The sequence below is a fragment of the Alcaligenes sp. DN25 genome, from assembly GCF_023674485.1.
Taxonomy (GTDB): Bacteria; Pseudomonadota; Gammaproteobacteria; order Burkholderiales; family Burkholderiaceae_B; genus Alcaligenes; species Alcaligenes phenolicus.
Map to the genome: position 1 here is coordinate 1,765,884 of NZ_CP098408.1, position 24,735 is coordinate 1,790,618.

The 24,735-nt window shown below is 54.6% G+C and carries 20 protein-coding genes, 1 tRNA gene and 1 pseudogene; 13 read left to right on the top strand and 9 right to left on the bottom strand.

What is annotated here, in order from left to right:
- Positions 1 to 561: 561 nt before the first annotated feature.
- Positions 562 to 1,467: a hypothetical protein gene (locus tag NBV64_RS08170; RefSeq protein WP_250757058.1), complete on the top strand. Its 906-nt coding sequence runs from the start codon at positions 562 to 564 to the stop codon at positions 1,465 to 1,467.
- 120 nt (positions 1,468 to 1,587) lie between these two features.
- On the opposite strand, the gene NBV64_RS08175 is transcribed toward NBV64_RS08170, so the two are convergent.
- On the bottom strand, positions 1,588 to 2,355 hold the full coding sequence (locus tag NBV64_RS08175) for an AraC family transcriptional regulator (RefSeq protein ID WP_021446735.1): 768 nt from the start codon (positions 2,353 to 2,355) through the stop codon (positions 1,588 to 1,590).
- Between the two features lie 106 nt (positions 2,356 to 2,461).
- Here NBV64_RS08175 and NBV64_RS08180 point away from each other — a divergent pair, with 106 nt between their 5' ends.
- The gene (locus NBV64_RS08180; RefSeq protein ID WP_250757059.1) at positions 2,462 to 3,268 is read left to right on the top strand and encodes a sulfite exporter TauE/SafE family protein; all 807 of its coding nucleotides are present in this window, start codon (positions 2,462 to 2,464) and stop codon (positions 3,266 to 3,268) included.
- A 154-nt stretch (positions 3,269 to 3,422) separates the two neighbouring features.
- Positions 3,423 to 5,210: pseudogene (locus NBV64_RS19145) on the top strand (SLC13 family permease); the annotation flags it as partial.
- Positions 5,211 to 5,306: 96 nt separating this feature from the next.
- Here the strand turns inward: NBV64_RS19145 and NBV64_RS08190 are convergent.
- Positions 5,307 to 5,738, bottom strand: a complete 432-nt coding sequence (locus NBV64_RS08190; protein WP_009455757.1) for a hypothetical protein — start codon at positions 5,736 to 5,738, stop codon at positions 5,307 to 5,309.
- A gap of 257 nt (positions 5,739 to 5,995) precedes the next feature.
- On the opposite strand from NBV64_RS08190, the gene NBV64_RS08195 reads away from it, so the two are divergent.
- Together NBV64_RS08195 and NBV64_RS08200 are read left to right on the top strand one after the other, a co-directional pair.
- The gene (locus NBV64_RS08195) at positions 5,996 to 6,394 is read left to right on the top strand and encodes a DUF1090 domain-containing protein (protein ID WP_009455758.1); all 399 of its coding nucleotides are present in this window, start codon (positions 5,996 to 5,998) and stop codon (positions 6,392 to 6,394) included.
- 185 nt (positions 6,395 to 6,579) lie between these two features.
- Positions 6,580 to 7,503 carry a DNA/RNA non-specific endonuclease gene (locus NBV64_RS08200; RefSeq protein WP_082453580.1) on the top strand — a complete coding sequence of 308 codons (924 nt, stop codon included), beginning with the start codon at positions 6,580 to 6,582 and terminating at the stop codon, positions 7,501 to 7,503.
- A 37-nt stretch (positions 7,504 to 7,540) separates the two neighbouring features.
- Here the strand turns inward: NBV64_RS08200 and NBV64_RS08205 are convergent, their stop codons facing one another.
- On the bottom strand, positions 7,541 to 7,963 hold the full coding sequence (locus NBV64_RS08205) for a hypothetical protein (protein WP_250757060.1): 423 nt from the start codon (positions 7,961 to 7,963) through the stop codon (positions 7,541 to 7,543).
- A gap of 131 nt (positions 7,964 to 8,094) precedes the next feature.
- Between NBV64_RS08205 and NBV64_RS08210 the strand changes: the two genes are divergently transcribed.
- From NBV64_RS08210 to NBV64_RS08220, 3 genes are all read left to right on the top strand, one after another.
- Complete coding sequence (locus NBV64_RS08210) at positions 8,095 to 8,337, top strand: hypothetical protein (protein ID WP_009455761.1); 243 nt, start codon at positions 8,095 to 8,097, stop codon at positions 8,335 to 8,337.
- A gap of 104 nt (positions 8,338 to 8,441) precedes the next feature.
- Positions 8,442 to 9,350 carry an arsenic resistance protein gene (locus tag NBV64_RS08215; protein ID WP_425541756.1) on the top strand — a complete coding sequence of 303 codons (909 nt, stop codon included), beginning with the start codon at positions 8,442 to 8,444 and terminating at the stop codon, positions 9,348 to 9,350.
- A gap of 379 nt (positions 9,351 to 9,729) precedes the next feature.
- The gene (locus tag NBV64_RS08220; RefSeq protein ID WP_026482851.1) at positions 9,730 to 10,266 is read left to right on the top strand and encodes an AmiS/UreI family transporter; all 537 of its coding nucleotides are present in this window, start codon (positions 9,730 to 9,732) and stop codon (positions 10,264 to 10,266) included.
- 161 nt (positions 10,267 to 10,427) lie between these two features.
- On the opposite strand, the gene soxR is transcribed toward NBV64_RS08220, so the two are convergent.
- Entirely contained in the window at positions 10,428 to 10,916 is a 489-nt protein-coding gene (soxR, locus tag NBV64_RS08225) for a redox-sensitive transcriptional activator SoxR (RefSeq protein WP_035268132.1), read from the bottom strand.
- 113 nt (positions 10,917 to 11,029) lie between these two features.
- Here soxR and NBV64_RS08230 point away from each other — a divergent pair, with 113 nt between their 5' ends.
- A complete protein-coding gene (locus NBV64_RS08230; RefSeq protein ID WP_250757062.1) occupies positions 11,030 to 12,463 on the top strand; it encodes an MFS transporter in 1,434 nt (477 codons plus the stop codon).
- Between the two features lie 1,461 nt (positions 12,464 to 13,924).
- Here NBV64_RS08230 and NBV64_RS08235 read toward each other — a convergent pair.
- A tRNA-Leu gene (locus NBV64_RS08235) sits at positions 13,925 to 14,009 on the bottom strand.
- Positions 14,010 to 14,132: 123 nt separating this feature from the next.
- Entirely contained in the window at positions 14,133 to 15,344 is a 1,212-nt protein-coding gene (locus tag NBV64_RS08240) for a CaiB/BaiF CoA transferase family protein (RefSeq protein ID WP_250757063.1), read from the bottom strand.
- Positions 15,345 to 15,517: 173 nt separating this feature from the next.
- On the opposite strand from NBV64_RS08240, the gene tig reads away from it, so the two are divergent.
- The 4 genes from tig to lon all read left to right on the top strand — a co-directional run bounded on the left by tig (position 15,518) and on the right by lon (position 21,622).
- On the top strand, positions 15,518 to 16,828 hold the full coding sequence (gene tig / locus NBV64_RS08245) for a trigger factor (RefSeq protein ID WP_009459092.1): 1,311 nt from the start codon (positions 15,518 to 15,520) through the stop codon (positions 16,826 to 16,828).
- The gene (gene clpP / locus NBV64_RS08250; RefSeq protein ID WP_021446711.1) at positions 16,828 to 17,481 is read left to right on the top strand and encodes an ATP-dependent Clp endopeptidase proteolytic subunit ClpP; all 654 of its coding nucleotides are present in this window, start codon (positions 16,828 to 16,830) and stop codon (positions 17,479 to 17,481) included. The genes tig and clpP overlap by 1 nt, the downstream gene beginning before the upstream one ends.
- Positions 17,482 to 17,581: 100 nt before the next feature.
- Entirely contained in the window at positions 17,582 to 18,883 is a 1,302-nt protein-coding gene (gene clpX / locus NBV64_RS08255; RefSeq protein WP_009459099.1) for an ATP-dependent Clp protease ATP-binding subunit ClpX, read from the top strand.
- A 273-nt stretch (positions 18,884 to 19,156) separates the two neighbouring features.
- Positions 19,157 to 21,622 (top strand): endopeptidase La, encoded by a 2,466-nt coding sequence (gene lon / locus NBV64_RS08260; protein WP_250757064.1) that lies wholly within the window; start codon positions 19,157 to 19,159, stop codon positions 21,620 to 21,622.
- Positions 21,623 to 22,095: 473 nt separating this feature from the next.
- Here the strand turns inward: lon and lexA are convergent, their stop codons facing one another.
- From lexA to NBV64_RS08275, 3 genes are all read right to left on the bottom strand, one after another.
- Positions 22,096 to 22,755 carry a transcriptional repressor LexA gene (lexA, locus tag NBV64_RS08265; RefSeq protein ID WP_026482844.1) on the bottom strand — a complete coding sequence of 220 codons (660 nt, stop codon included), beginning with the start codon at positions 22,753 to 22,755 and terminating at the stop codon, positions 22,096 to 22,098.
- A 105-nt stretch (positions 22,756 to 22,860) separates the two neighbouring features.
- Positions 22,861 to 23,421, bottom strand: a complete 561-nt coding sequence (locus NBV64_RS08270) for a GNAT family N-acetyltransferase (RefSeq protein ID WP_250757065.1) — start codon at positions 23,419 to 23,421, stop codon at positions 22,861 to 22,863.
- Between the two features lie 71 nt (positions 23,422 to 23,492).
- The gene (locus NBV64_RS08275; protein WP_009459106.1) at positions 23,493 to 24,695 is read right to left on the bottom strand and encodes an amino acid aminotransferase; all 1,203 of its coding nucleotides are present in this window, start codon (positions 24,693 to 24,695) and stop codon (positions 23,493 to 23,495) included.
- Positions 24,696 to 24,735: the final 40 nt, after the last annotated feature.

Consider the following 24,735-nt stretch of genomic DNA (forward strand, 5'->3'; position numbering starts at 1 on the left):
TTTATTTCTGAAGTTGTTATTCTTTTTTCTTGTGGTTCGATAATTATTTTTCTACTTACCCTTGTTTTTCTTATCGCAGCTATTTTGTTTATTTATTATTGCTGCTGCTCAATTCAATCGGCTACGTAATCAAGTATTTCAAGATAATAAAAAATAAGCATGTATTGCCATACAAGCTTTGTGTGAAATTCTTGGGCGAGGCCTGATTTGCGGGTGTGTGCTGCCTGATCGTATAGCCTGTTTCTTTCTCGCCTGCCTCTGTAGAGCTTATGTGAAAAGGGTCATGAGTCTATCCATGTTGAGAATGAAGTGGCCTGCAGCCATGCGCTTTGATTCGGTTTCTCTTTTTACATTTTATAAAATTTATCGATTTTTTATCTGCCTAGAATGAGCGTGAAGTGTTTTTTTTTGCTGCATTCAGTTCTTGTTTTTCATTCAAACGGAGGGCTTATGCGATCGATCCTTTTATGGCTTCTGGGTGTTCCTATCCCTATCATCATTTTGCTGGCTCTGTTTTGGCACTAAGGTGCGTGCGATCACAATCTGAAATAAGGAATCATCATGGCTACAACGCAATTTGGTTCGGATGCAGGTTTGGGGACGCAAGCCGTGGCGGAGTCTTCGCACTCCGCTGTGTCTTGGGGCGCTGTCATCGGGGGCGCGGTTATTGCCGCTGCCATGACGGTGACCTTGCTGGTAGGTGGGACCGGCCTGGGTTTCATGGCGATCTCCCCGTGGAGTAATGACGGGGCCTCAGGCACCACGGTGGCTATCGGGACGATTATCTGGCTTTTTGTCACGCAGATCATTGCCTACGGTATTGCGGGCTATGTCACCGGACGTCTGCGTACCAACTGGACAGGTGTTCACGGTGACGAAGTTCATTTCCGCGATACGGCGCATGGTTTTCTGGTCTGGGCCGTGAGTGCGGTTGTCAGCGTCTTCTTGCTGGGATCGGGTGTCGCCTCGCTGGTCTCGGGTACGGCTCAGGCAGGGGCGAATCTGGCCGGGGCTGGAGTGGGAGCGGCATCGGCCATCGTAGGCCAGGCAGGCAAGGATCAGGCGCAGGGCCCCGGCTTGGGCTATTTCACCGACACCTTGTTGCGTCCGGCAGATCCTGCCAATGCGCCTGCTCAGACTGGCAGCCCGGAACGTGAGGTCAGCCGGATTCTGGCTCGCAGCCTCAAAGAAGGGGAGGTGTCCCAGCAGGATCAGGATTACTTGCTGCGTTTGGTGGCCAACCGTACCGGCTTGACGCCCGAGCAAGCCAAGGAGCGCCTGGACTCCGTGCAAAAGCAAGCCAAGGAAACAGCCGACAAGCTGGAGCAGCAAGCTCGTGAAGCGGCTGACACCGCTCGCAAGGCAGCCGCTGCTTTCGCGCTGTGGGCATTTGCGTCCTTGCTGGTAGGTGCCTTCGTGGCCAGTCTGGCTGCAACGATTGGTGGACGGGCGCGTATCACGCGTTAAGCCCCAGTCATGATGCCAGGCCGCTTATAAGTTGAGGCGGGCAGTGCAGGCCCCTGGATGTCAGAGCTCCGGGGGCCTTTTTGTTTCTGCTTCCATCAAGTTGCTGTCTGGTCAGTTCCTTCAAGGAACACGAATAAAGTTGCTGGGTGCTTGCCCCAAGCGGCGACGAAACATGGTGGAAAAGGCACTGGAGCTGTCGTAACCCAGATCCAGTGCAATCTGTGTGACGGATTGGCCGGCCGACAGCTTGGCCAGAGCCGCCAGCAGACAGGCTTGTTGACGCCATTCACTAAAACTCATGCCGGTTTGTTGCCGGAACAGGCGCGTAAAACTGCGCAGGCTTTTATTGATTTGCCCGGCCCACTGTTCTGGCGTGCTTTGAATATTGGGCTGACTTAAAAAGTCTTTGCAGAGCTGGGCCAGGGATGGGTCTTGAGGGATGGGGGCAAAGAGCGGCATGGTTTGCGCCAAACCGACTTCATGCAGAAGCAGTTGAGCCAAGGCGTCGTCGCGGCCATCTTCCTCGTACAGAGCGGGCAAGGCCAGGGAGGCCAGCAACAAGTGATGCAGCAAGGGCGTAATGACCAGCACTTCGCAGTGTGTGCTGCTGCGAGGTGCTGCTTCCGGCTCTATATATAAGCTTCGGGTGCTGGCGCTTTGCATGCGAACGCGATGGCGTTTGCCAGCTGGAATCCACACGCCACTATAAGGTGGAATTACCCAGGCGCCATCGTCGGTTTCGACTTCCATCAGCCCGGTCATGGCATAGAGCATTTGCGCCCGTCGGTGCACATGAAAGTCCAGCAGCGTGCCCGGCGCGTAGTCCGTGCCAATCGCCAGCAAGGGGCGAGGGGTGGCATCTACGCTATCCAGTCGTACATTGTGCATAAGCAAGCCTCTGGCCGGAACGAAAGTATTGTTGACCGGTTTTAGCATGCCAGCCAAAGCAGGGCGACCTATTCTTGGGTTTTGTCATCTGTGTTGATGGGCGGCTATGTATTTTCTATTGCTGTTTTTTGGTTTGCTGGCTGGCGTGACCACCGTGCTGTTTGGCTTCGGTGGCGGTTTTGTGGTGGTTCCCGTGCTGTATTCGGTGCTGATTGGCATGTATGGCGTGGACAGTCAGATGGGGCAGGCGGCCATGCATATTGCGGTGGCCACTTCCACCTGCGTCATGATTTTTGGTGCTGGCCTGTCTACCTGGCGCCACCACAAGGCGGGCACTGTGCCTTGGGGGCAAGTGCGTCCTTTGCTCCTGTTCATCGCCTTGGGGGCGATTCCCGGTGCGGCAGCAGCCATGGCCTTGAGCGGGTCCTGGGTACGTTGGGTTTTTGTGGCGTATCTGGGCCTGACGATTCTGGATAGCCTGTTTCGTTCCGGCTTCACCCAAGAGTCCAGCAATACCATGCGCCCTTTAAGCAAGGCCAGTAGTGCTGGGGCCGGGGTAATTATTGGTGCGATTGCCGCCTTTTTGGGTGTCGGTGGTAGCGTGATCACTGTCCCCTTGATGCGTCGACGCGGTGCCAGCATGACCGCTGCCACGGCCGCAGCCAACCCCTTGTCCTTGCCGATGGCGGTGGTGGGGAGCCTGACCTACGCCATGCTGGCCTGGAATGCCGATTCCTTGGGGGCCTGGCATGCAGGTTATATCGACTTGCGCGCATGCCTGGTGCTGGTGATTGGCTCCTGGCTGGGGATTCGCTTCACCTCGCGCTGGATCGGCAAGATCCCGGACAGCATTCATGCCAAAGCCTATATCGCCTTGTTGGGGCTGGTGTTTTTGGTGATGCTGCTGGTTTAAGCGTTGCAGGGGTGGCCTTGCGCCACCGATCCTTCCAAGCTTGAAGGCTTCACTTTTCCTGTTTTGAAAACTTGTGTTTTTTTGTTGAGTGCGGCGAAATGCAGTGCTTGGTGTGCTGCATTTTTCCCTATACTGAGCAGCACAGCACAAACAGGAGTGGGGCAACATGACAACAGAGATTGCAGTGGTCTTGGGTCTGGCTTTAATCGCGATTGTCTTGTTTGCTACAGAAAAACTCCGAATAGATGCTATCGCCTTGCTGGTGCTCAGCACCTTGGCGGTTCTGGGTTTGGTGACTCCCGAGCAGGCCGTGGGTGGTTTCAGCAATCCGGCCACGGTTACCGTCGCGGCCATGTTTGTGCTGGCTGCCGGGCTGCAAAATAGCGGGGCGCTGTCCGGGATTGGGGATTTGCTGAGCAAAGCACGCTCCCCTGTGCAGTTTCTGCTGCTGTTGTTTCTGGTTCTGGCGGTGATTGCTCCTTTCGTGAACAACACGGCGGTGGTAGCGGTATTCATTCCCATCGTCATGGCCGCCTGCGCACGGATAGGCATGTCGGCTTCCAAAGCGCTTATCCCCTTGTCCTATGTCTCGCAAATGGCCGGGGTCTGTACCTTGGTCGGGACCTCTACCAACCTGCTGGTCAATGCCATTGCCCGCGATCTGGGCCATCCCGGTTTCACCATGTTCGAGTTCACCGCCTTGGGGGTGATCTGTATGGCTGTGGGGTGTCTTTATTTGCTGACGATAGGGCGCTGGTTACTGCCCGATGCCCGTGGCGGCGAGTTGGTCGAGCAATATGAGCTGGGAAAATACATTACCGAGCTGCGGGTGATGCCCGATTCTTCCCTGATTGGCCAATCGGTGGGCGATGCCAAGCTGGGCGAGCAATACGGGGTGTTTGTGCTGGAGCTGTTGCGCGGCGATACCAAAGTGTGGGGCCCGCGAGAGCAGAAGATCGAGCAGGACGATGTGCTGTTGGCGCGCGGAGACTGGACCAAGCTGGATGAACTGCGCAAAGAAGCGGGTCTGGAAGTAGACCCCCAGTTCAAGCTGGAACAACAGTCTTTTGAGCAGGTCGATCAGGTCCTGACCGAGGTCATGATTGCGCCGCGTTCGCGTATCAGTGGTCGTACTTTGGGCAGTTTGGGAGCAGGCTGGCACAAGAACGCCACCGTGCTGGGCATTCATCGCCGTGGTCAGGTCTTGCGTGAGCAATTGCGTGCAGTGCGTTTGCAAGTGGGCGATATCTTGTTGATATTGACTCCGGCCGCAGAGGCGGCCGATTTGCGTGCTGACAGCAATATTATCGTGCTGTCCGAGCGCGAGGCTGAAAAGGAAATGGGCTGGCGTGCGCCGTTTGCACTGGTCACCATGGCCCTGGTGATTTTGGTGCCTGCCTTGGGCTGGGTGCCTATCAGCATCACCTCCTTGTTCGGTGCCGTGGCCATGACACTGGCCGGTTGTTTGAAAGCAGATGATGTGTACGACGCCATAGACTGGCGCATCATCATCTTGATGGCGGGCTTGCTGCCTTTGGGTATGGCCATGAGCGAGACCGGCGCGGCCCAGTTTCTGGTCGAAAATACCGTTGGTCTGGTGAAGTCCTTTGGGCCTTTGACCGTGTTGGCCGTGGTCTACCTGATGGCCCTGATGCTGACCGAATTCATGAGCAATGCCGCCGCTGCCGTCTTGCTGGCACCGATAGGAATGTCCACGGCGAAAATGATGGGCGTCGATCCCACTCCATTTCTGATCGCCGTTACCTTCGCGGCTTCCACCAGTTTTGCCACGCCTGTGGGCTATCAGACCAACACCATGGTTTATGGCGCAGGCGGCTATCGTTTTGTGGATTTCCTGAAAGTGGGTTTGCCCTTGAATCTGATTTTCTGGGTGTTGGGCGTGTTGTTGATCCCCGTTTTCTGGCCCTTCAATCCGGCTTGAAGCCGTTACTTGTACGGCAAGAATAAAGGAGACCCTGGTCATGGCCTCACCGGCCCCGCAGACCATCCGGATGATGCAAGGACGAGAGGAACCTGATTACAGGCTTGCGTCACCCGAGGGGCCGGATTGTTCCTTGGGACCTTTCCAGCGATAGCTCAGCAGCAGCACCCACAGGGTGGCCATGCCCAGTCCGTACAACATGGCTCCATAGGAAACGGAAATATCAATACCGCAGACCCGCGAGAAGCGGTCCGCGGTATCGCAGATATTCTTGATCGCCAGTACAAACAAGACGGTGTTGACGGCCATGGCCAGACAAGCGGACACCGCCCGTTCTGCCCAGATCAGACTGGCAACGGCCAGAATGGACAAGGGCATCAAGGAGTTGAGCACACTGGTATGCCAGGCTGAATACGCCTGGGAGGAGTTGAGCAAACTTTCGTTGACGTGCGCAAAGGGAAAGAGCCACAACACAATCAAAGCAGCGCACAGGAAAAAAATCAGTTTCCTGGTGGTGATGTTGAACACGATTAAAAGTAAAAGTTTGCTTTATGAGGATTTCGAGTGTAACTGAACTGTTTTATGCTTAAAGACAAGTTGTGTAAATTTCTCGACACAATTTGCGACAATTTTGTTACTTGAATATGACATAAACAGAAGAATTTTCGAATTTAATCACGTTTTCGTGACAAATTGACGAAGTCTATTCCAATCGTCCACCTGAGGTAAATTGGAGTCTGGATTGTATGATGGCTATCTGGATGAACACTGCAGGAGTAACAAGGATGAAACGTTCCGTATGGTGCTTGAGTGCTGTATTAAGTGTGATGGCCTTGCCCGCCTGGGCTGATAACCCGGCTTGCCAGTATCGGGCTGCCGAAATTCAGAACCAGATCAACTATGCTCGCCAGCATGGCAATGTTCATAGAGAGCGTGGCCTGGAGCGCGCCTTGGCCAATGTGCAGATGCATTGCCGGGACGCGGATTTGCTGCGTGATGTACAGGAAGATATCCGCGAGCAGGAAGAGGATATCCAGGAGCGCCTGGATGAAATCGCCGAGAAACGGGCTGAAGGGCGACAAGACAAGGTGGAAAAGCTGGAGAAAAAACTGGAACGTGATCGTGCCAAATTGGAACAACTGCAAGATGAATTGAAAGAATTGCAGGCTCTGGGTGCTCAGTAAAAAGCGTCACCGCAAGTCCTGAGTCTTTTCCTGTTCTGGCGATTGATCGCGTTAAAAAAGCCGGAGTCAGAAATAAATACGTGCTCCCACTGGGGGCACGTTCTTTTGAATCTGAAAGGACTGCTTATAATCACAGGTGCAGTCGGCGCAATGATGTAAGCCGACCAAGCATAAACAAGAGTGGTATGAGCAGAAAAAGTACAGGTCGTAGCGTTAAAAAAACCAGTAGTAGAAAAAAGACAGGGCAGGCAAACCCGTCCCGATTTTTGAAGTCCGTCCTTGCCGCGGCCCTGACCAGTTTCGGGATTGCAACGGCCTGGCTTCATCCCCAAGGGCCGAACTGGCAAAGTCTGGAATCGTTTCTGGTGTCCTTGGGTTGGCCAGGTGCGACGCAGCAGGATAGTGTGCCTGTTCCGGCCTCGGTCGAGGGGTATGTTCAAACCTCTTTTGCACATTGCCCCCAGTTCTTTCCCGGCTCGCGACCTGTCGTGCCCATGGCTTACACGCAAAGAGAGTTGTGCTTCAGCTCTTTTGCGATTTTGCATAGCGGCCAAACCAAGACGCCGGTGTTTGTCGTCCAGCGTCTGAATCGTCAGCAGATTCAGTCCGCCAAAGGCTTGAAGCGCACGGATCGTTTTTATGCTGAAGGCCGTTTGCCGCAGGCAGAGCGAGCCGAGCTGAATGACTATCGAGGCTCGGGCTTTTCGCGCGGGCATATGGCTCCGGCAGGGGATATGGCGTCGGAGCAGAGCATGGCGCAGAGCTTTTCTCTGGCCAATATGGTGCCGCAAAATCAGGTCCACAACGCCGGCCCCTGGAACAAGATCGAAGCCGATACCCGTAAATATGTGGCGCGTGCCGCAGGCAATGTGTATGTGTTCACCGGACCTGTGTACGAGCGCAATGCCGCGACGATAGGTTCCAGCCAGGTTGCCGTTCCCAGTCATTTGTTCAAGCTGGTGTATGACGCCACCACAGGACGCTCCTGGGTACATTGGCAGGCTAACCAGGCTTCCACTCGTGTTGGACCACCCATCAGCTACGAGGAGTTTGTAAGACGGACAGGCTTGCACTTGCTGCCTGACACCAGTCTGAAAAGATCGGGTTGAAGCAGGCACCTTGGCGTGTGGGCACTAGCCCGTTTTATTAATTGAGTATGGCGTGGACTTGATCTTCAGAAAAATACACGCTGTCCCCGACCTCGAAAACGTGGTAACTGATGTTCTGCTCGCTGACGACGCCCCTGAAATACGCCTTGGGGGTGGCTGGCAGTTGGGTGATACGAACACTGATGTAGCGCTCGCTGGTGTAAGAAACCAGCTGTACATGCATACCTTGCTTCAAATCCAGGGCGCCTGGGAAACGGTCCAGATCGTCATGGCTGACTACAACTCGAAATGCAGTGGGCCTGTGAATGACATAGGCTCCCTTCAGCTGGAGATGTAGAGTCAGGATCTGTTGTGCTTGTGTGCTGATTTGCGCGCCCGGATGTCGGACTTCCTGCTCCAGTTCGGGATTGGGCGTCAGATTCAAGATTTGGGCCAATAGCAAAAATTGTTCGTGAGTCATAAATTGCAAATTATCAGGAAAGGGAATCGACGGGCTTTGGAGGCTCAGGGTACAGTGTTCCTATTGTCCGCGATCGGTTCTGATTTCGATTCGCGGTAATTGCAATAAAGATTTTTTGTAGGGAAAACACAATGATGGTTCGACGTCTGATTCAAAGTTGCGCGGTGCTCGGTCTGGCCGCTTTGATGGCAGCTTGTTCCTCCGCGAAGCCCGGTGGTGGCCCCGTGTCAAAACTCTTTAATGAATGCACCTGGGACCGTGAGTCCTGCATGCACGAGGGCCGGTACGAAGCCGGAGAAAGCGAGTATGCCGAGCGTGAGGCTCGAGATTTGAACCGTCAGTCCGCCGCACGTTTGCGCCGTAGCGGTCTGTAAAAGGGAGTTCTCACGGCAGTGCCGGAGTTGTTCAGCCAAACGAGGTATTGGCCGTGATTCGTGATGTATTAGAGCGCCGGCAAACCGCTATTTATTGTGTGGCGATGTTGCTGGCCGCCTGGATGGCCAGTGTCTGGGTGATGCCAGCTAGTCTGGTCGACTGGATCAATCCAGCGCTGGCTTTCATGTTGTATGTCACCTTTGTGCAGGTGCCTATTGCCCAGTTAGGCAAAGCGCTGACCCAGCTGCGCTTTCTGGCCGTTGTGCTTCTGGCCAATTTTCTCCTGATACCTCTATTGGTCTTTGCGCTGGTGCCCTTGCTGCCAGACCACACCATGTTGCGCCTGGGCGTGCTGTTGGTCTTGCTGGCTCCTTGCATTGATTACGTCGTGACCTTTGCTCAATTAGGTCGTGCCGACGCCCGCGCACTTCTAGCCGCTACGCCGGTACTGCTGCTTGTGCAAATGCTGCTCCTGCCCTTGTTTTTGAAATTGGCCTTGGGGGAACAGTTCGGTTTGTACATCAAAGCCGGGCCGTTTCTGAATGCTTTCTTTTACTTGATTCTGATTCCGCTGCTGCTGGCGGGGGCCACCCAGTATCTCGCGGGTAAAAGTCATAGCTGGGCGCAGATAAAAACGGGTTTGGGCTTGGCCCCCGTTCCAGCCACTGCTTTGGTCTTGTTCATCGTCGTGGCGGCTGTTTTGCGACAACTGGAGCCTGCACTGGATGTCTTGTGGCGAGTGTTGCCGGTGTATGCGCTGTTTGCCATTCTGGCTCCTGTCATCGGCTGGGCGCTGGCACGGCAAGCGCGGCTGGCCGTCCCGTTGCGACGTGCGGTGGCTTTCAGCAGTGCAACTCGCAATTCTTTGGTGGTGCTGCCTCTGGCTTTGGCGATTCCGGGGGCTTTGCCGTTGTTGCCAGCCATCATTTTGACGCAGACTTTGGTGGAACTACTGGCACAGTTGGCTTATGTGCGTGTGCTGGCTCGCTGGGGCCAAAACGAACAGGCTTGAGCGGGCTCTTGAGCAGGCACGCTGTTTATTGTTTGGTCAGTTGCCAGACCTCATTTGTAGCGGCCTTGCCCAGGCTTCGATGATTTTTTAACTCATTGATTAAAAGGGACTTTGTTTGGTCCTGGGCTGAGTCTGCTTCCAAAATGGAGAAGGGGACGTTTGTCTGCTAATGCCTGTGCAAACCGCTCGCTTTTCAGCCAGAATTTTCACTGGAGAACCGCCGCAAAATTGCGCGTTTTTTTCTTATAGAGCTTATAAAAAAAATCACATGGCAATTGTGTAGCCAAGCTCTATGATCTGCTCCGCCTCAGCCTTGAGTGCAACATCATGTTGCGGGCATGTTCTGTGTCCGCCTTCTATTACTTAGGATATCTTCAAAATGCTAGTTGCCGCTTTTCTGGCGTTTGCAGGCCTGTGCCTGTTCGTTAATGGTGTTCGTCTCTTTTACTCTGAAGGTCATCATGCTGGCAGGCTGGTGGATGCCAAAGATGCTGCTATCGTCAACTTGTTCACGGCCGTACTGGGATTCATCTGCATGTCCCATATCTTGAACCCCGCCAATAGCACCGTGTACTCTCCCTTGTCGGCCATTTATCTGGGCCTGTTTGCCTTGACCTATTTTTGGGTAGGGGTGAACGCGTTTACAGGAAGTGATGGGCGTGCCTTGGGCTGGTATTCCCTGGTGGTCGCCTGCATCGCTGTTCCCGCCGCCCTTACAAATTTGAGCGTAGCCGAGCGGATTTTTGACTACTGGCAAGTCCTGAGCTGGTTGTCCTGGGCAGTGCTCTGGTTCATGTTCTTCTTGCTGCTGGTGCTGAATAAACCCATTGCCCGCCTGACTGGGCTGGTGTCTGCCGTGCAAGGGGTGCTGACAGCCTTGCTCCCCGCGCTGCTGTATTTCTGGGGAGTGATCTAAGAGAGCAGGGCGTTTCTTGGAAAGTGAAAAAGGCCTGGTGTGAAAACTGGGCCTTTTTGCTGCCTGATGCCTTCTGGCATAGTGAAGTAAGAGTCGGTTTTCGCTGATTTCCAACCCTGATGCGCTGCGTGTTCAGCCTGGATTTCACACAAGCCGCGCGATCAGATTTCCCCCGCTCTTTTCTTCCGCTTCTGATTGTGTCGTCCGGCATCAAGCAGCACAGCACCCGCGCCTGACAGGGATAACTGATCCCCCGGGTTTCTAAGTGGGCAGTCCGTCATGGACAAACACCCACAGCCTATACAGCCATCCAGCTCATCGCGTAGCTGTGTCAGGCTGAGAATCCGCTCATTCAACATATCCCGCCAGCTCGTGGACAAGGTCGCCCAGTCCTTGGCGTTCAGTGGCCGGCCAGTAGGTAATTCATCCAAGGCTGTTTTGATGGTAGCCAGTGGAATGCCGGCGCGCTGCGCAATTTTGATGACCGCAATTTTCCGTAGAACATCCCGGTGATAGCGGCGCTGGTTACCATCGCTACGCCAGCCATGAATGAGACCTTTGGTTTCATAGTGATGCACGGTTGCAATGGTGACCCCGCTGCGGCGGGCGACTTCACCCACGGACAGAGGGATGCTGGTATCGATTCTCATGGTGTTTGGATCTCTTGACCTCATCTATACATGAGGTTTTATAAAAGACCACTCTTGCCTATGCAAGCTTTTCAAGCGGCAGGGCTACTTTTAAAAGAATGAGTCGAGATCTTATGAAGAATCAGCAAGCTTGCGCGAGTAGCGGGCAAGGGGTACAGACCGGGTGGGGCGCTTTGTTGTCGGGGGCCAATGCTATGCGTGCCCTCGTCCTGGCCGGTGGAGTGGTATTGCATGCCGTCAATGTCTACATTGTGACCACCATTTTGCCCACGGTTGTGCAGGATATTGGTGGGCTGGATTTATATGCCTGGAATACGACCCTGTTTGTCGTGGCGTCTATTCTGGGTTCGGCTCTGTCACCCAAGTTGCTGGCCTTGACGGGCCCTAAAGGCAGCTATGCCGTCGCAGTCTTGATCTTTGCTGTGGGGGCGCTTGTTTGCGCGCTGGCGCCGAATATGTCCCTTTTGCTGTTCGGGCGCTTCGTCCAGGGGATTGGCGGTGGTTTTCTCTTTGCTCTGGCGTACGCCATGATTCGTCTGATTTTTGCAGAGCCCTTGTGGCCTCGAGCCATGGCGTTGGTATCAGCGATGTGGGGCGTGGCAACGTTGGCCGGGCCGGCAGTCGGTGGCGTGTTTGCGCAGTGGGGAATGTGGCGTGCGGCTTTTGGATCGGTCGCCTTGATTGCCGTGCTTTTTGCCGCTTTGGCATTAGTAGTCCTCCCCAAACGCGAGCAACATGCCGCGGCGGTGAGCAAGGTGGCTATTCCTGTGATTCAACTGCTGTTGTTGACGCTGGCGGTGTTGGCGATCTCTGCCGGTAGTACCTCGGCAGATGTACTGCAAAATGCGCTTGGCCTGGGCTTGGCGGGGGTGTTGGCCGTCGCTTTGCTGGTAGTGGAAAAACGTTCGTCTACCAAGTTGCTGCCATCGGGGGCGTTTCAGTTCAGATCTGCTATTGCCAAACTCTATGCCTTGATGTCCTTGTTAGTGCTGACGGTGACCAGTGGTGAAGTTTTTGCACCGCTTTTTCTGCAAGTCTTGCATCAACAGTCCCCGTTAGTAGCGGGGTACTTGACGGCGCTGATGGGGGCGGGCTGGACGGTAGGGGCAATTATCAGCTCGGGCCTGGGGGAAAAAGCCATTGCGCGGGCGATCATGGCTGGGCCTATCCTGGGACTGCTGGGTATGGTGGGGCTTGTTGTTTTACTGCCAGATACCAGTACGGGTTCCGTCCTGGCTCTGGCACCGATTTGTCTGGCTCTGGCCTTGATAGGCGTGGGAGTAGGGGTAGCTTGGCCCCATTTGCTGGTACGGGTTTTCAAGGCAGTGCCAGCCCAAGAGCAGGAACTGGCGGGGGCATCGATTACAACCATTCAGCTCTTTGCAACGGCAAGCGGAGCAGCCTTGGCTGGAATGATTGCCAATGCGGGTGGACTTATTGATCCCGGTGGCGTGGAGGGAACGCGTCAAGCGGCATATTATTTATTTGGAATTTTTGCTGTGGCACCGCTGTTAGGGATAGGCGTGGCAAGGAACTGTCGGGCGTGAATGCTGTCTGATTAATTATGAGCCAGCTAATTTGTTCAGTGTTCCGCTAGGGTTAATACTAGAGCGTCCATTAATTAGCTCTTATTGATATAAGATTTGGTGCAATTGAGGCTTGGCTCTATATTTTTAATTTTCATGAAGGAGGTTGCCTTGTGAATAGTGCCCCCTTTACTAATCAGGTACCGAAACCCGATCCGCAGCCGAAGCCCATGCGTTGGCCTAGCGATTTTCCGGGTAAACACGATCGGCAGGAATAAGCTCCGAATTTAATCGGGAAGCCGCCTTCAAGGGCGGCTTTTTTGTGTCTGCGCTTCAAGGCTTTCTTTTGTGGGGCTCGGAAATGAGGGGGGGGGATCTTTCGGGCTTGATAGTAGGGATATCAGGTGACGTGCCCGTTGCTCTTGCTGCTTCACTAAGCTGTTTGTTGTGGCTCAGCCATCTCTGTGCCGACTTTCTCTTTATGCAGGGCATGGTTTTTGCCTTGTCTGGCTGGCCGTGTTGAAGTCCTCCCCTGAGACTTCCTGACAACAAAAATCTCTTCCTCCTGGGCCGGTTTCAAACCGGCTTTGACCTACGTCTATAGAACGATGTCCATAATCCGTTTCAGCTCATCAATGTAGTATAAAGTAACAAATATTCTTCGGTTTATTGGTCTTTCAGTCAAATTTATGACCTCTTTATACATGAAAAATGTAGTTATCGAGTAAAAAACAGGAATAAATGTTATTTATTGTCAAATGTGACTAGGTAATATAATTACTTGAGAATGATTGTCATTATTGATTTTTTATAAAGGAAAGATGGGGATGAATCGCAATCCAAAGCCAAGCCCAAATCCGGCTCCCAGCCCAAGTCCTGATCCGGCTCCCAAGCCTGAGCCGCAACCCATGCGCTGGCCCAGTGACTTTCCTGGAAAGCACGATCGCTACAACTGATGTTTAAGTAGTGGTGTTCAGGAGAAAAGCACAGTGCCCAGCGGGGTTCTTGCGATTCTGCCCCCCGGCACGTGCTTTTTCTCAGCAGTCTCGAGGTCGATTTCAGTAAATACCGTTGGATTTATCAGATCGATATAGCGCAGCTTTGGTGGGCTCTTATCTGAAAATAACTTTGTTAGCGCGGACAAGCTTTAACTAATGATTGTGAGAGTGGGCTAGCTTCCGTACATAACAATACAAGACGTGCAGCGAGTTGATTGAGTGGTAATTATTAACGGCCAAACAATTACAAGGGAACCAAATCAATAGACGTACTTGCAGTCATGTGGATCGCTAACAGTATTGAACTGGACTCAATACCTAGGCGATGTGGCTATTTTTGTTTTTTTGAGGAATTCGTGGGGCCTTTACGGGGCCTACGATGTTGAATACTTGAAAATAGGCTATTAAAAGCTGTTAGGGTATGAAAGTTAAGCCGTTGATTTTGCTTAAAATTGATTTTTCTGAATCAACGGTTTTCATGCTCTGGTGCGAACGGAGAGACTCGAACTCTCACACCTCTCGGCGCCAGAACCTAAATCTGGTGCGTCTACCAATTCCGCCACGTTCGCAGCACGAAAGAGGTAGATTCTAGCTTGGATTTTCATCCTCGGCAAGTGCTTGCTCCGTATGAAAAACAAATAGATTAGGGGCCATCTTGTACTGGCCCCCAGGTGCTTTTGTACTGCTTTGTTTTACTTGCGTTTTGGGTTCTTGGCGATCAGGCCGCGTGCTTGCCAGTCGGCTTGTTGTTCGGCGCTGATCCCCAGATTATCCAGGATTTCCTGGGTGTCCTGACCCAGGTGCGGAGCAGGGCGGTAGATGGCGCCAGGGGTGTGGCTCAGCTTGGGAACGATGCCCGGTACTTTAAGTGGTGTGCCGTCTGGCAGACTGCTGTCCAGCAGCATGTCACGGGCCTGATAGTGGGGGTCCGCCGCGATATCGGCAATGTCATAAACCCGCCCTGCGGGAACGCCAGCCTGGTCCAGAATTTCCAGTACCTTGTCCAGTTCCAGAGCGCTGGCCCAGTGGCCAATGGCGGCATCGATCACGCCTGCATTTCGGGCGCGACCATCATTGTGCGCGTAGTCGGGATTGTCAGCCATATCAGCGCGCCCAATGGCGTTCATCAAGCGCTTGAAAATGCTGTCGCCATTGCCGGCGATCAAGGCGTACTTGCCATCCTTGCAGACGTAGGCATTGCTGGGCGTAATGCCGGGCAGGCTGCTGCCGGCAGGCTCCCGAATGGCACCGAAGGCGGAGTATTCGGGCAGCAGGCTTTCCATCATGTTGAACACGGATTCATACAGGGCCACGTCAATATATTGACCTTCGCCCTTGTTCTGTTCACGCTGGCGCAGGGCCATCATGATGCCGATGACACCATGCAAGGCTGCCAGAGAGTCTCCAATGGACACACCAACCCGTACTGGTGGGCGTCCGGCTTCACCGCTAAGGTGGCGCAAGCCGCCCATGGCCTCGCCAATCACGCCGAAACCGGGCTTGTCCTTGTAAGGGCCGGTCTGGCCGTAGCCCGATACACGCAACATGATCAGACCGGGGTTGATGGCTTTCAGGTCTTCCCAGCCTAGCCCCCATTCTTCCAGGGCGCCGGGGCGGAAGTTCTCGATCAGAATGTCACATTCTTTTGCCAGTGCGCGCACCACGTCCTGACACTCCGCCTGTCGCAGGTCCAGGGCCAGAGACTTCTTGTTACGGGATTGCACCTCCCACCAGACCGAGTTACCGTCATGCAGCAAACGCCATTTACGCAAGGGGTCACCGCCTTTGGGGGATTCGATCTTGATGACGTCCGCGCCAAATTCGCCCAGGATCTTGGCGGCAAAGGGGCCGGCAATCAATTGGCCCAGTTCCAGGACCCGGATGCCGCCTAAAGGGGAGTTCATGTGCATATCAGTCTTGCGTAGGGAAGGTAAAGTAAGGGATCATAGTCCGGCACGGCTGTATTGTCTTGACAGGAAATTATGATTCAAAATACGTTTGTTTGGATTTACCGTGCCAGTTTCCGGTAAAATGCCGGATTACTCTTATCAATTACTCAATTTAATATAGGTCTTCAATGCAGCCCGAGGTTGAAATTCTGTCCGGCTTGGAGCGCCGAGTCGATGTGGTCGTTTCGGTGGCCGACGTAGAAAAACAAGTCCAGGCCCAGCTCAAGCGTGTGGCTCGTACGGCCAAGGTACAGGGCTTCCGTCCCGGTAAAGCGCCTTTGTCCGTTGTCGAGCGCAGCCACGGCCCTGGTATCCGTTACGACGCCATCAACGAAGAAATCGGCAAAGCCCTGGACAAAGTGATCCAGGACTCCAAATTGCGCGTAGCCGGCACTCCTAATCTGGAAGCCAAAGAAGGCGAGCCTGCTGAAGGCACCATGGCCTTTACCGCAACTTTCGAAGTTTATCCAGAAGTGGCTCTGCCTGATCTGTCCAAACTGGAAATCAAGCGTGCCAACACGCCTGTGACCGACGAAGACATCCAGCGCACCGTAGACGTGCTGCGCAAGCAACGCGCCAACTACGAATCCAGCGCTGATCGCCAAGCTCAGGAAGATGACCGCATCACTCTGGACTTTGTGGGCACCATTGACGGCGTCGCCTTTGAAGGCGGTAGCGCTGAAGGTTTCCAGTACCTGCAAGGTCGTGGCCGCATGCTGCCCGAGTTCGAGACTGCCGTTGCCGGCATGAAAGCAGGCGAAACCAAAACCTTCCCTCTGGAATTCCCTGCCGACTACACCGGCAAGGAAGTGGCTGGCAAAACTGCCGAATTCAAGATCACCGTGACAGACGTGGCCCAGCCTGTTCTGCCCGAGCTGGATGCTGAGTTTGCCAAGTCCCTGGGTCAGGCTGAAGGTGATGTGGACGCTTTGCTGGCCGACATCCGTGCCAACATCGAACGCGAAATCAAGGCTCGTGTGCACGCTCGCAACAAATCCGCTGTGATGGACGCCTTGCTGTCTGCCAGCGAATTTGACGTGCCTAACGCTCTGGTCGACAACGACGTGGAAGGTCGCATCGCTTCGGCTCGCGCTGAGCTGAAAGAGCGCGGCGTGCCTGATGCAGACAAGATGCCTATCCCTGCCGAGGCCTTCAAGGAAGAGTCCACTCGCCGCGTGCGTCTGGGTCTGCTGGTCTCCGAACTGGTCAAGGCTGCAGAACTGCAAGCCAAGCCCGAGCAGGTTCGTGCCCGCATCGAAGAATTTGCCCAGAACTACGAACAGCCCGCCCAAGTGGTGGCCTACTACTTGTCCGATCGCCAGCGTCGCGCCGAGATTGAGGCAGTGGTACTCGAAGATAACGTCGTCGAGCACGTACTGTCCCAGGCCAAGGTGTCCGACGAGGAGGTGGCGTTCGACCAAATCATGGGAACCAACTAATGTCGTCAACCTTTGTCGACTTCTACGCCTCAATGCATGGGGGGCAATCTGTTGCCCCTACGGGTTTGGGCTACGTGCCTATCGTGATCGAGCAGTCCGGTCGTGGAGAGCGGTCTTACGACATCTACTCCCGCCTGCTGCGCGAGCGCATCATCTTTCTGGTGGGCCCGGTTCATGACAACTCGGCCAACCTGATTGTGGCCCAGCTGCTGTTTCTGGAGTCGGAAAATCCTGAAAAGGATATTTCGCTCTACATCAACTCGCCCGGTGGTTCGGTCTATGCAGGCCTGGCCATCTACGACACGATGCAGTTCGTCAAGCCGGAAGTCTCGACATTGTGTACCGGCATGGCTGCCAGCATGGGCGCTTTCTTGCTGTCTTCGGGCGTCAAGGGCAAGCGTCTTGCCTTGCCTAACTCGCGCATCATGATCCATCAGCCTTCGGGCGGTGCGCGAGGCCAGGCTTCCGATATCCAGATTCAGGCCAAGGAAATCCTGAGCCTGCGCGAACGCTTGAACAAGATCCTGGCCGAAAACTGCGGCCAGCCTGTCGAGCGTATCGAGCTGGATACCGAGCGTGACAACTTCATGGCAGCTGAAGACGCTGTGGCCTATGGCCTGATCGACAAGGTGATGAACACTCGTGACGAGTAATCATCTGTCCCGCCAGGGATCGATCTGACGCAGTACTATGGCTGTTCGGGGGCGGGACTTGTTCCCGTCCTTTTACCATCCTGAAGTGAAATTTAAATTTATGTCCGAAAAGAAATCGGCCGACGAGAAAGTTCTGCATTGCTCGTTTTGCAATAAAAGCCAGCATGAGGTCAAGAAACTGATCGCTGGACCTTCGTCCGTGTTCATCTGCGACGAATGTATTGATCTGTGTACCGATATCATTCGTGACGAAGCTGCGGGCGCCACTCCTGATGGTGAACGTAAAGAATTGCCCACCCCCCAGGAAATCAAAGAGTTTCTGGATGGGTATGTCATTGGCCAGGAAATGCCCAAGCGCACCTTGGCCGTAGCGGTGTACAACCACTACAAGCGAATTCGTAGCGGCAAGGCAGGCCGTGACGATGTGGAACTGTCCAAAAGTAATATTTTGCTGATCGGGCCTACGGGTTCGGGCAAAACGCTGCTGGCCCAAACACTGGCCCGCATGCTGGATGTGCCTTTTGTGATGGCAGACGCCACCACACTGACCGAAGCCGGTTACGTGGGTGAGGACGTCGAGAACATTGTTCAAAAACTGCTGCAAAACTGCGATTACGATGTGGAAAAAGCGCAGCGCGCCATTATCTACATCGATGAAATCGATAAAATTTCCCGCAAGTCGGATAACCCTTCGATCACCCGCGACGTGTCGGGCGAGGGCGTGCAACAGGCGCTGCTCAAGCTGATCGAAGGTACAGTCGCTTCGGTGCCTCCGCAAGGTGGTCGCAAGCACCCGAACCAGGACTTTGTGCAGGTGGATACCACCAGCATTCTGTTCATCGTGGGCGGTGCTTTTGATGGCCTTGAAAAGGTGATTCGCGACCGTACAGAAAAATCCGGTATCGGTTTTTCTGCTTCCGTGAAAGCCAAGTCCGAACGAGGCGTGGGTGAGCTATTCTCTGAGGCCGAGCCCGAGGATCTGATCAAGTTTGGTCTGATTCCCGAGCTGGTGGGGCGTTTGCCTGTGGTCGCCACTCTGGAAGAGCTGCACGAAGACGCACTGATCCGCATTTTGACCGAGCCGCGCAATGCCTTGGTCAAGCAGTTCCAGAAGCTGCTGAGCATGGAAGGCGTAGAGCTGGAAGTTCAGCCCGAAGCCCTGCGTGCGGTGGCCCAGCGTGCCATCAAGCGTCGTACCGGCGCTCGTGGTCTGCGCAGTATTGTCGAGCAAGCGCTGCTGGACACCATGTACGAACTGCCTTCGCGTAAAGACGTCAGCAAAGTGGTGCTGACCGAGGACGCCATTGTCGGAAAGAGTAAACCCGAATTGATTTTGGGCCGCCCTTTGTCCGATAGTGAAGCCAGTGACACTGAGTCGCCCTTGAAAAACGCAGTAGCTTAGAGATATCTCCTCGTTTGTGCCCTGTCTGGCTGCGGTCGGACAGGTGCAGGCGGGACAGGGCGACAGGCGAAGGTAAGGAGAAAGGAGTGGACCTATGAAGACCACCAGGCATAAGGGCTTGTCTCTCTTTAACTCTGTAAAGTTCTGTTCTAATGTTCGTTCGGCCTACTTGAAATATCAAAATTCGCCACAATCTGAGCTACAACAGGTTAAACCGTGAAAGGGAAGCCCAGGCTTCCCTTTTGCGTCTAAGGACATTTATAGGAAATGACTATGTCTGCGAGCCAGATTCTTTCTACGGAACCTATTGAGCTGCCGCTGCTTCCCTTGCGCGATGTAGTGGTGTTCCCTCACATGGTGATTCCGCTTTTTGTTGGCCGGCCTCGCTCGATCAAAGCTCTTGAGCTGGCAATGGAGTCCGGCAACAACATTATGTTGGTGGCGCAAAAGTCCGCAGGCAAGGACGATCCCGCTCCCGAGGATCTCTACGAAATTGCGTGTGCGGCCAGTATTTTGCAAATGCTCAAGTTGCCCGATGGCACGGTAAAAGTGCTGGTGGAAGGCTTGCAGCGTGCCCGAATCACCCAGGTACAGGATGCCGAAACCCACTTCATGGCCTCGGTGGTCGAAGTGCCCGGCGACTCCGGTGACGCGGCTGAAACTGAAGCCCTGCGTCGTGCCGTTCTGGGTCAATTCGAGCAATACGTCAAACTGAATAAAAAGATCCCTCAGGAAATTCTGACTTCCCTGACCGGGATTGATGATGCTGGCCGTCTGGCCGATACCATCGCTGCTCACCTGCCTTTGAAGCTGGAGCAAAAACAGGGCATGCTGGAAACGCCCAAGGCTTTGGAGCGTCTGGAAAGCCTGCTGTCGCAATTGGAAGGCGAAATTGACATCTTGCAGGTAGAGAAGCGCATTCGCGGCCGTGTGAAAAAGCAGATGGAAAAGAGCCAGCGCGACTACTATCTGAACGAGCAGGTCAAGGCGATTCAGAAAGAGCTGGGCGAAGGCGAAGAAGGCGCTGATGTTGAAGAGCTGGAAAAACGCATCGAGCAGGCCCAACTGAGCAAGGAAGCGCTCAAGAAAGCCGAATCGGAAATGAAGAAGCTCAAGCTGATGTCGCCGATGTCAGCCGAAGCAACCGTGGTGCGTAACTACATTGAAACGCTGGTTGGCCTGCCTTGGCGCAAAAAGAGCCGTATCAACAACTCCTTGAGCAATGCCGAGGAAGTGTTGGATGCGGATCACTTTGGTCTGGAGAAGGTCAAAGAGCGCATCGTTGAATACCTGGCTGTTCAGCAACGTGTCGACAAACTGAAGGCCCCAATCCTGTGTTTGGTTGGCCCTCCAGGCGTGGGTAAAACTTCGCTGGGACAGTCCATTGCCAAGGCAACGAACCGCAAGTTCATTCGTATGGCTTTGGGTGGGGTGCGTGACGAGGCCGAGATTCGCGGTCACCGTCGTACCTACATCGGCTCCATGCCGGGCAAGGTGGTTCAGAACATGAGCAAGGTGGGTGTACGTAACCCGCTGTTCCTGCTGGACGAGATCGACAAGATGGGCGCGGATTTCCGTGGCGACCCATCCTCGGCACTGCTGGAAGTTCTGGACCCTGAACAAAACCACACCTTCCAGGATCACTACCTGGAAGTGGACTATGACTTGTCCGATGTGATGTTCGTGGCAACCAGCAACACCTTGAACATTCCACCGGCCCTGCTGGACCGTATGGAAGTGATTCGTCTGTCGGGTTACACCGAAGATGAGAAGGTGCGTATTGCTTTCGATTACCTCTTGCCCAAGCTGATGAAGAACAACGGCGTGCGCGATGGCGAGCTGGAAGTGACCGAAGATGCCGTGCGCGACATCGTGCGTTACTACACCCGTGAAGCGGGTGTGCGTTCCCTGGAACGTGAAATCAGCAAGATCTGCCGCAAGGTTGTTCGCAAGCTGTTGGTGGCCAATCCACAAGCCGGTACGCGTGCAGCTCGCAACAAAACACTGACCCAGGAAACCTTGGTCGTGAATGCGGCGAATCTGAACGATTACCTGGGCGTACGTCGTTTCTCCTTCGGCCTGGCCGAAAAAGAGAACAAGGTTGGTCTGGTGACGGGTCTGGCCTGGACCGAGGTGGGCGGTGAGTTGCTGACCATCGAAGTGGCCGATATGCCCGGTAAAGGCAATGTGCTGCGCACCGGCTCGATTGGCGATGTGATGAAAGAGTCGGTTGAAGCGGCTCGCACAGTCGTACGTTCGCGTGCCCAGAAGTGGGGCATTGCCAATAGCGTGTTTGAAAAGCGTGACCTGCACGTGCACTTTCCAGAAGGCGCTACGCCCAAGGACGGTCCATCGGCCGGTATCGCCATTACGACCGCTATCGTGTCCAGCCTGACGGGTATTCCGGTTCGTGCTGATGTGGCCATGACGGGTGAAATCACCTTGCGCGGCGAAGTTCTGCCTATCGGCGGCTTGAAAGAGAAGCTGTTGGCAGCGCAACGCGGCGGCATCAAAACCGTGATGATCCCGGAAGAAAACATCAAGGACCTGGCCGATATTCCAGATAACGTGAAAAACACGCTGGAGATTATCCCGGTGCGTTGGATTGATCGTGTACTGGAAGTGGCCCTGCAAGACGCTGTAACGCCCCTGAGCGACGAAGAAGTAGCTCGCCTGGCCGCTGAGGCCTTGGCAGCCACGCGTGCTGCTGGGGCGGGTTCTGAGTCCTTCAAGCACTAAGCATCAGCAGTAGTCAGTAAGCAGTGAAACAGGCTGCCTTGGGTTCAAGGTAGCCTGTTTATATTTTGGCTAGGCTGATCGTGCGTTTGAAGTCAGTCATATTGACTGCAACGAGAGCCAGACTTTTGGGTGATGATGGTGACGCGGGTGGTGATACAAGCTTGCGCGAGAGGTTTACGTTTGTTCAACTCGTGCTGTAGGCATGTAGGCATGTAGGCATGTAGGCATGTAGGCATGTAGGTACGTAGGGGCTAGGTATGGCTATACCCGCGATTGCAGTCATGACTGCAACTGCAGACATACCGCGAAAATCATGGTCAAAGTGACTATCGCCGTTAATCTGTTCAAACCTGTATAGCGAGCATGCACTCGGACCAATAAAAAACCCCATGTACCGTTTGGTGCATGGGGTTTTTCTCTTATCAGAAGCACCAACCTTACAAAACAGCTCTGGTGGCCTAGAGAGGGACAGCTTAATGCAGCGGGCTGGTGCGAATCAGACCGACAGCAATGCCCTCCAAAGACAGGGAATCCGGGTCGGTGACGATGATGGGTTCAAAGTCCGGGTTCTCGGGCAAGAGGACCACTTGATTGCTGGAGCGCGACAGGCGCTTGACGGTGACATCGTCGCCAATGCGCACCACCACGATCTGCCCATTACGCGCTTCACTGGCTTTCTTGACGGCCAGCAGGTCGCCGTCAAAAATGCCCGCGTCTTTCATGCTCAAGCCGCGTACGCGCAGCAGGTAATCAGGCGTTTGGGTGAATAGGGTAGGGGCGACGCCAATCTCGCGCTCGATATGCTCGGTGGCCAAAATAGGGCTACCGGCAGCCACGCGACCAATAATGGGCAGCAAGAGGGCGTCAGCCAGATTGGCCAATGCGTTGCTGCTGGGAGCGGCGCTTTCGCGGGTATCCGTACCGAGCAGGCGTATGCCGCGCGAGGCGCCGGCAGTCAGCTCGATAGCGCCTTTGCGGGCCAGAGCTTTCAAATGATCTTCGGCCGCATTGGCGGATTTGAAACCCAGCACCTGAGCAATCTCTGCTCGAGTGGGAGGGAAACCCGTCCGTTCGATTTCAGAACGAATGATGTCCAGCACTTGTTGTTGGCGTGCGGTGAGCTTGGCGGTCATAGTATTGTCTGCTGAATATATATACAGTAAAGATTGTGCGTTACAGTTGGCGTTTTTGCAAGCGGTGAGGGCCCTAAAGGCTTAATTTTTGACCCTTCGGGCTGCTCAGGCAGACTGGGGCCAATCCTTGCGGTCCAGGGTGTACAGCACATGGGGGGCGAGTTTGTGGCCCGCCGCTACACCGGGGTGATCAAAGGTACCAGCTTGCTCTGTCATGCCCAGGCGTTGCATGACGGTCTGCGAAGGCAAGTTCAATTGAGCGGTGTACGCCACAATTTGATCCAGGCCCAGTTCGTCAAAACCAAAGTCCATGCAGGCTCGTGCCGCTTCGGTGGCATAGCCCTTGCCCCAGTACTCAGGCAGCAAACGCCAAAGAACTTCCACGCAAGGCTGAAAGTACAGATCGGCGGTCGGGCGGTTCAAGCCCACCATGCCAATGAAGGCCCCGTTTTCTTTCAGCTCGACTGCCCAGGGACCCCAGCCATGCTCGTCAATCAGGCTTTGGCTGCGGTGGGCGATGGCATCGCTTTGCTCACGGTCCAGGGTGGCCGGATAAAAACGCAGTGCGTGGGGATCGCTGTTCAAGCGGAAAAAGGGCTCCAGGTCGGAAGCTTTCCAGGGGCGCAAGATCAGGCGTTCGGTGTTCAGGGAAATCGTGTCTGTCATGGTAGTGCTCCAAGGGCTGGAACGACAACGCCCTTCCGAAGAAGGGCGTTGGGGCTGTAGTGAGGGACAGCTTACTTCAGGACTTGAGCGATGGCCTTGGCCACGACGTCAATATTCTGGCTGTTCAATGCAGCAACGCAAATACGGCCGCTGCTGACAGCGTAAATGCCGTGTTCCTGTCGCAGGCGTTCGACTTGCTCGGCAGTCAGGCCGGAGTAGGAGAACATGCCGCGCTGTTGCAGCACGAAGTCAAAGTTTTGGGTAGCGCCGTGCTCTTTCAGCTTGGCAACCAGTTGGGCGCGCATTTCGCGGATGCGATCACGCATGCCGGCCAGTTCAGTCGCCCAAGTCTGGAACAGTTCAGGCGAGTTCAGTACCGTGGCCACAACTTTGCCACCGTGTGTGGGTGGGTTGGAGTAGTTGGTGCGAATCACACGCTTGACCTGGCTCAGTACGCGGGAGGTTTCGTCCTTGCTGGAAGTAACCAGGGTCAGGGCGCCAACGCGCTCGCCGTACAGCGAGAAGGACTTGGAGAACGAGGAGCTGATGAACATGGACAGACCCAGCTTGGCAAACAGACGCACTACGCTGGCGTCTTCTTCCAGACCGGCGCCAAAGCCTTGGTAAGCGATGTCCAGGAAAGGAACCAGTTGACGTTCTTTGATCAGCTCGGCGATCTGGGCCCATTGTTCCATGCTGGGGTCCACGCCGGTCGGGTTGTGGCAGCAAGCGTGCAGGACCACGATGGACTGGGCCGGCATGGCGCGCAGCGAGGCGATCATGCCGTCAAAGTTCAGGCCATGCGTAGCGGCATCGTAGTAAGCGTAGGTGTTGACCTTGAAGCCGGCGCGCTCGAACAGGGCGCGGTGGTTTTCCCAGCTTGGATCGCTGATGTAAACCTCGGACTGGGGCAACAGTTGCTGCAGGAAGTCAGCACCGATTTTCAGCGCACCGGTACCGCCCAGGGATTGCACGGTCAAGGCGCGGCCTTCGGCAATGATGGGGGAGTCGGCACCCAGCAACAGGGTTTGAGCACCCAGATTGTAGGTATTGATCCCTTCAATAGGCAGGTAGCTGCGCGCGGCGGCTTTGCTCATCATGGCTTCCTCAGCCTTTTGAACAGCCTGCAAAATCGGGATACGCCCTTGATCGTCGTAGTAAACACCGACCCCCAGATTAACTTTGCCGCTGCGTTCGTCGGCATTGTATTGTTCGTTCAAACCCAAAATAGGGTCGCGTGGAGCCAGTTCGACGGTTTCGAAGAGCGATGTCATGATGATATGGGGGCGTTAGTGCAGAAAGGTAGAAAAACAA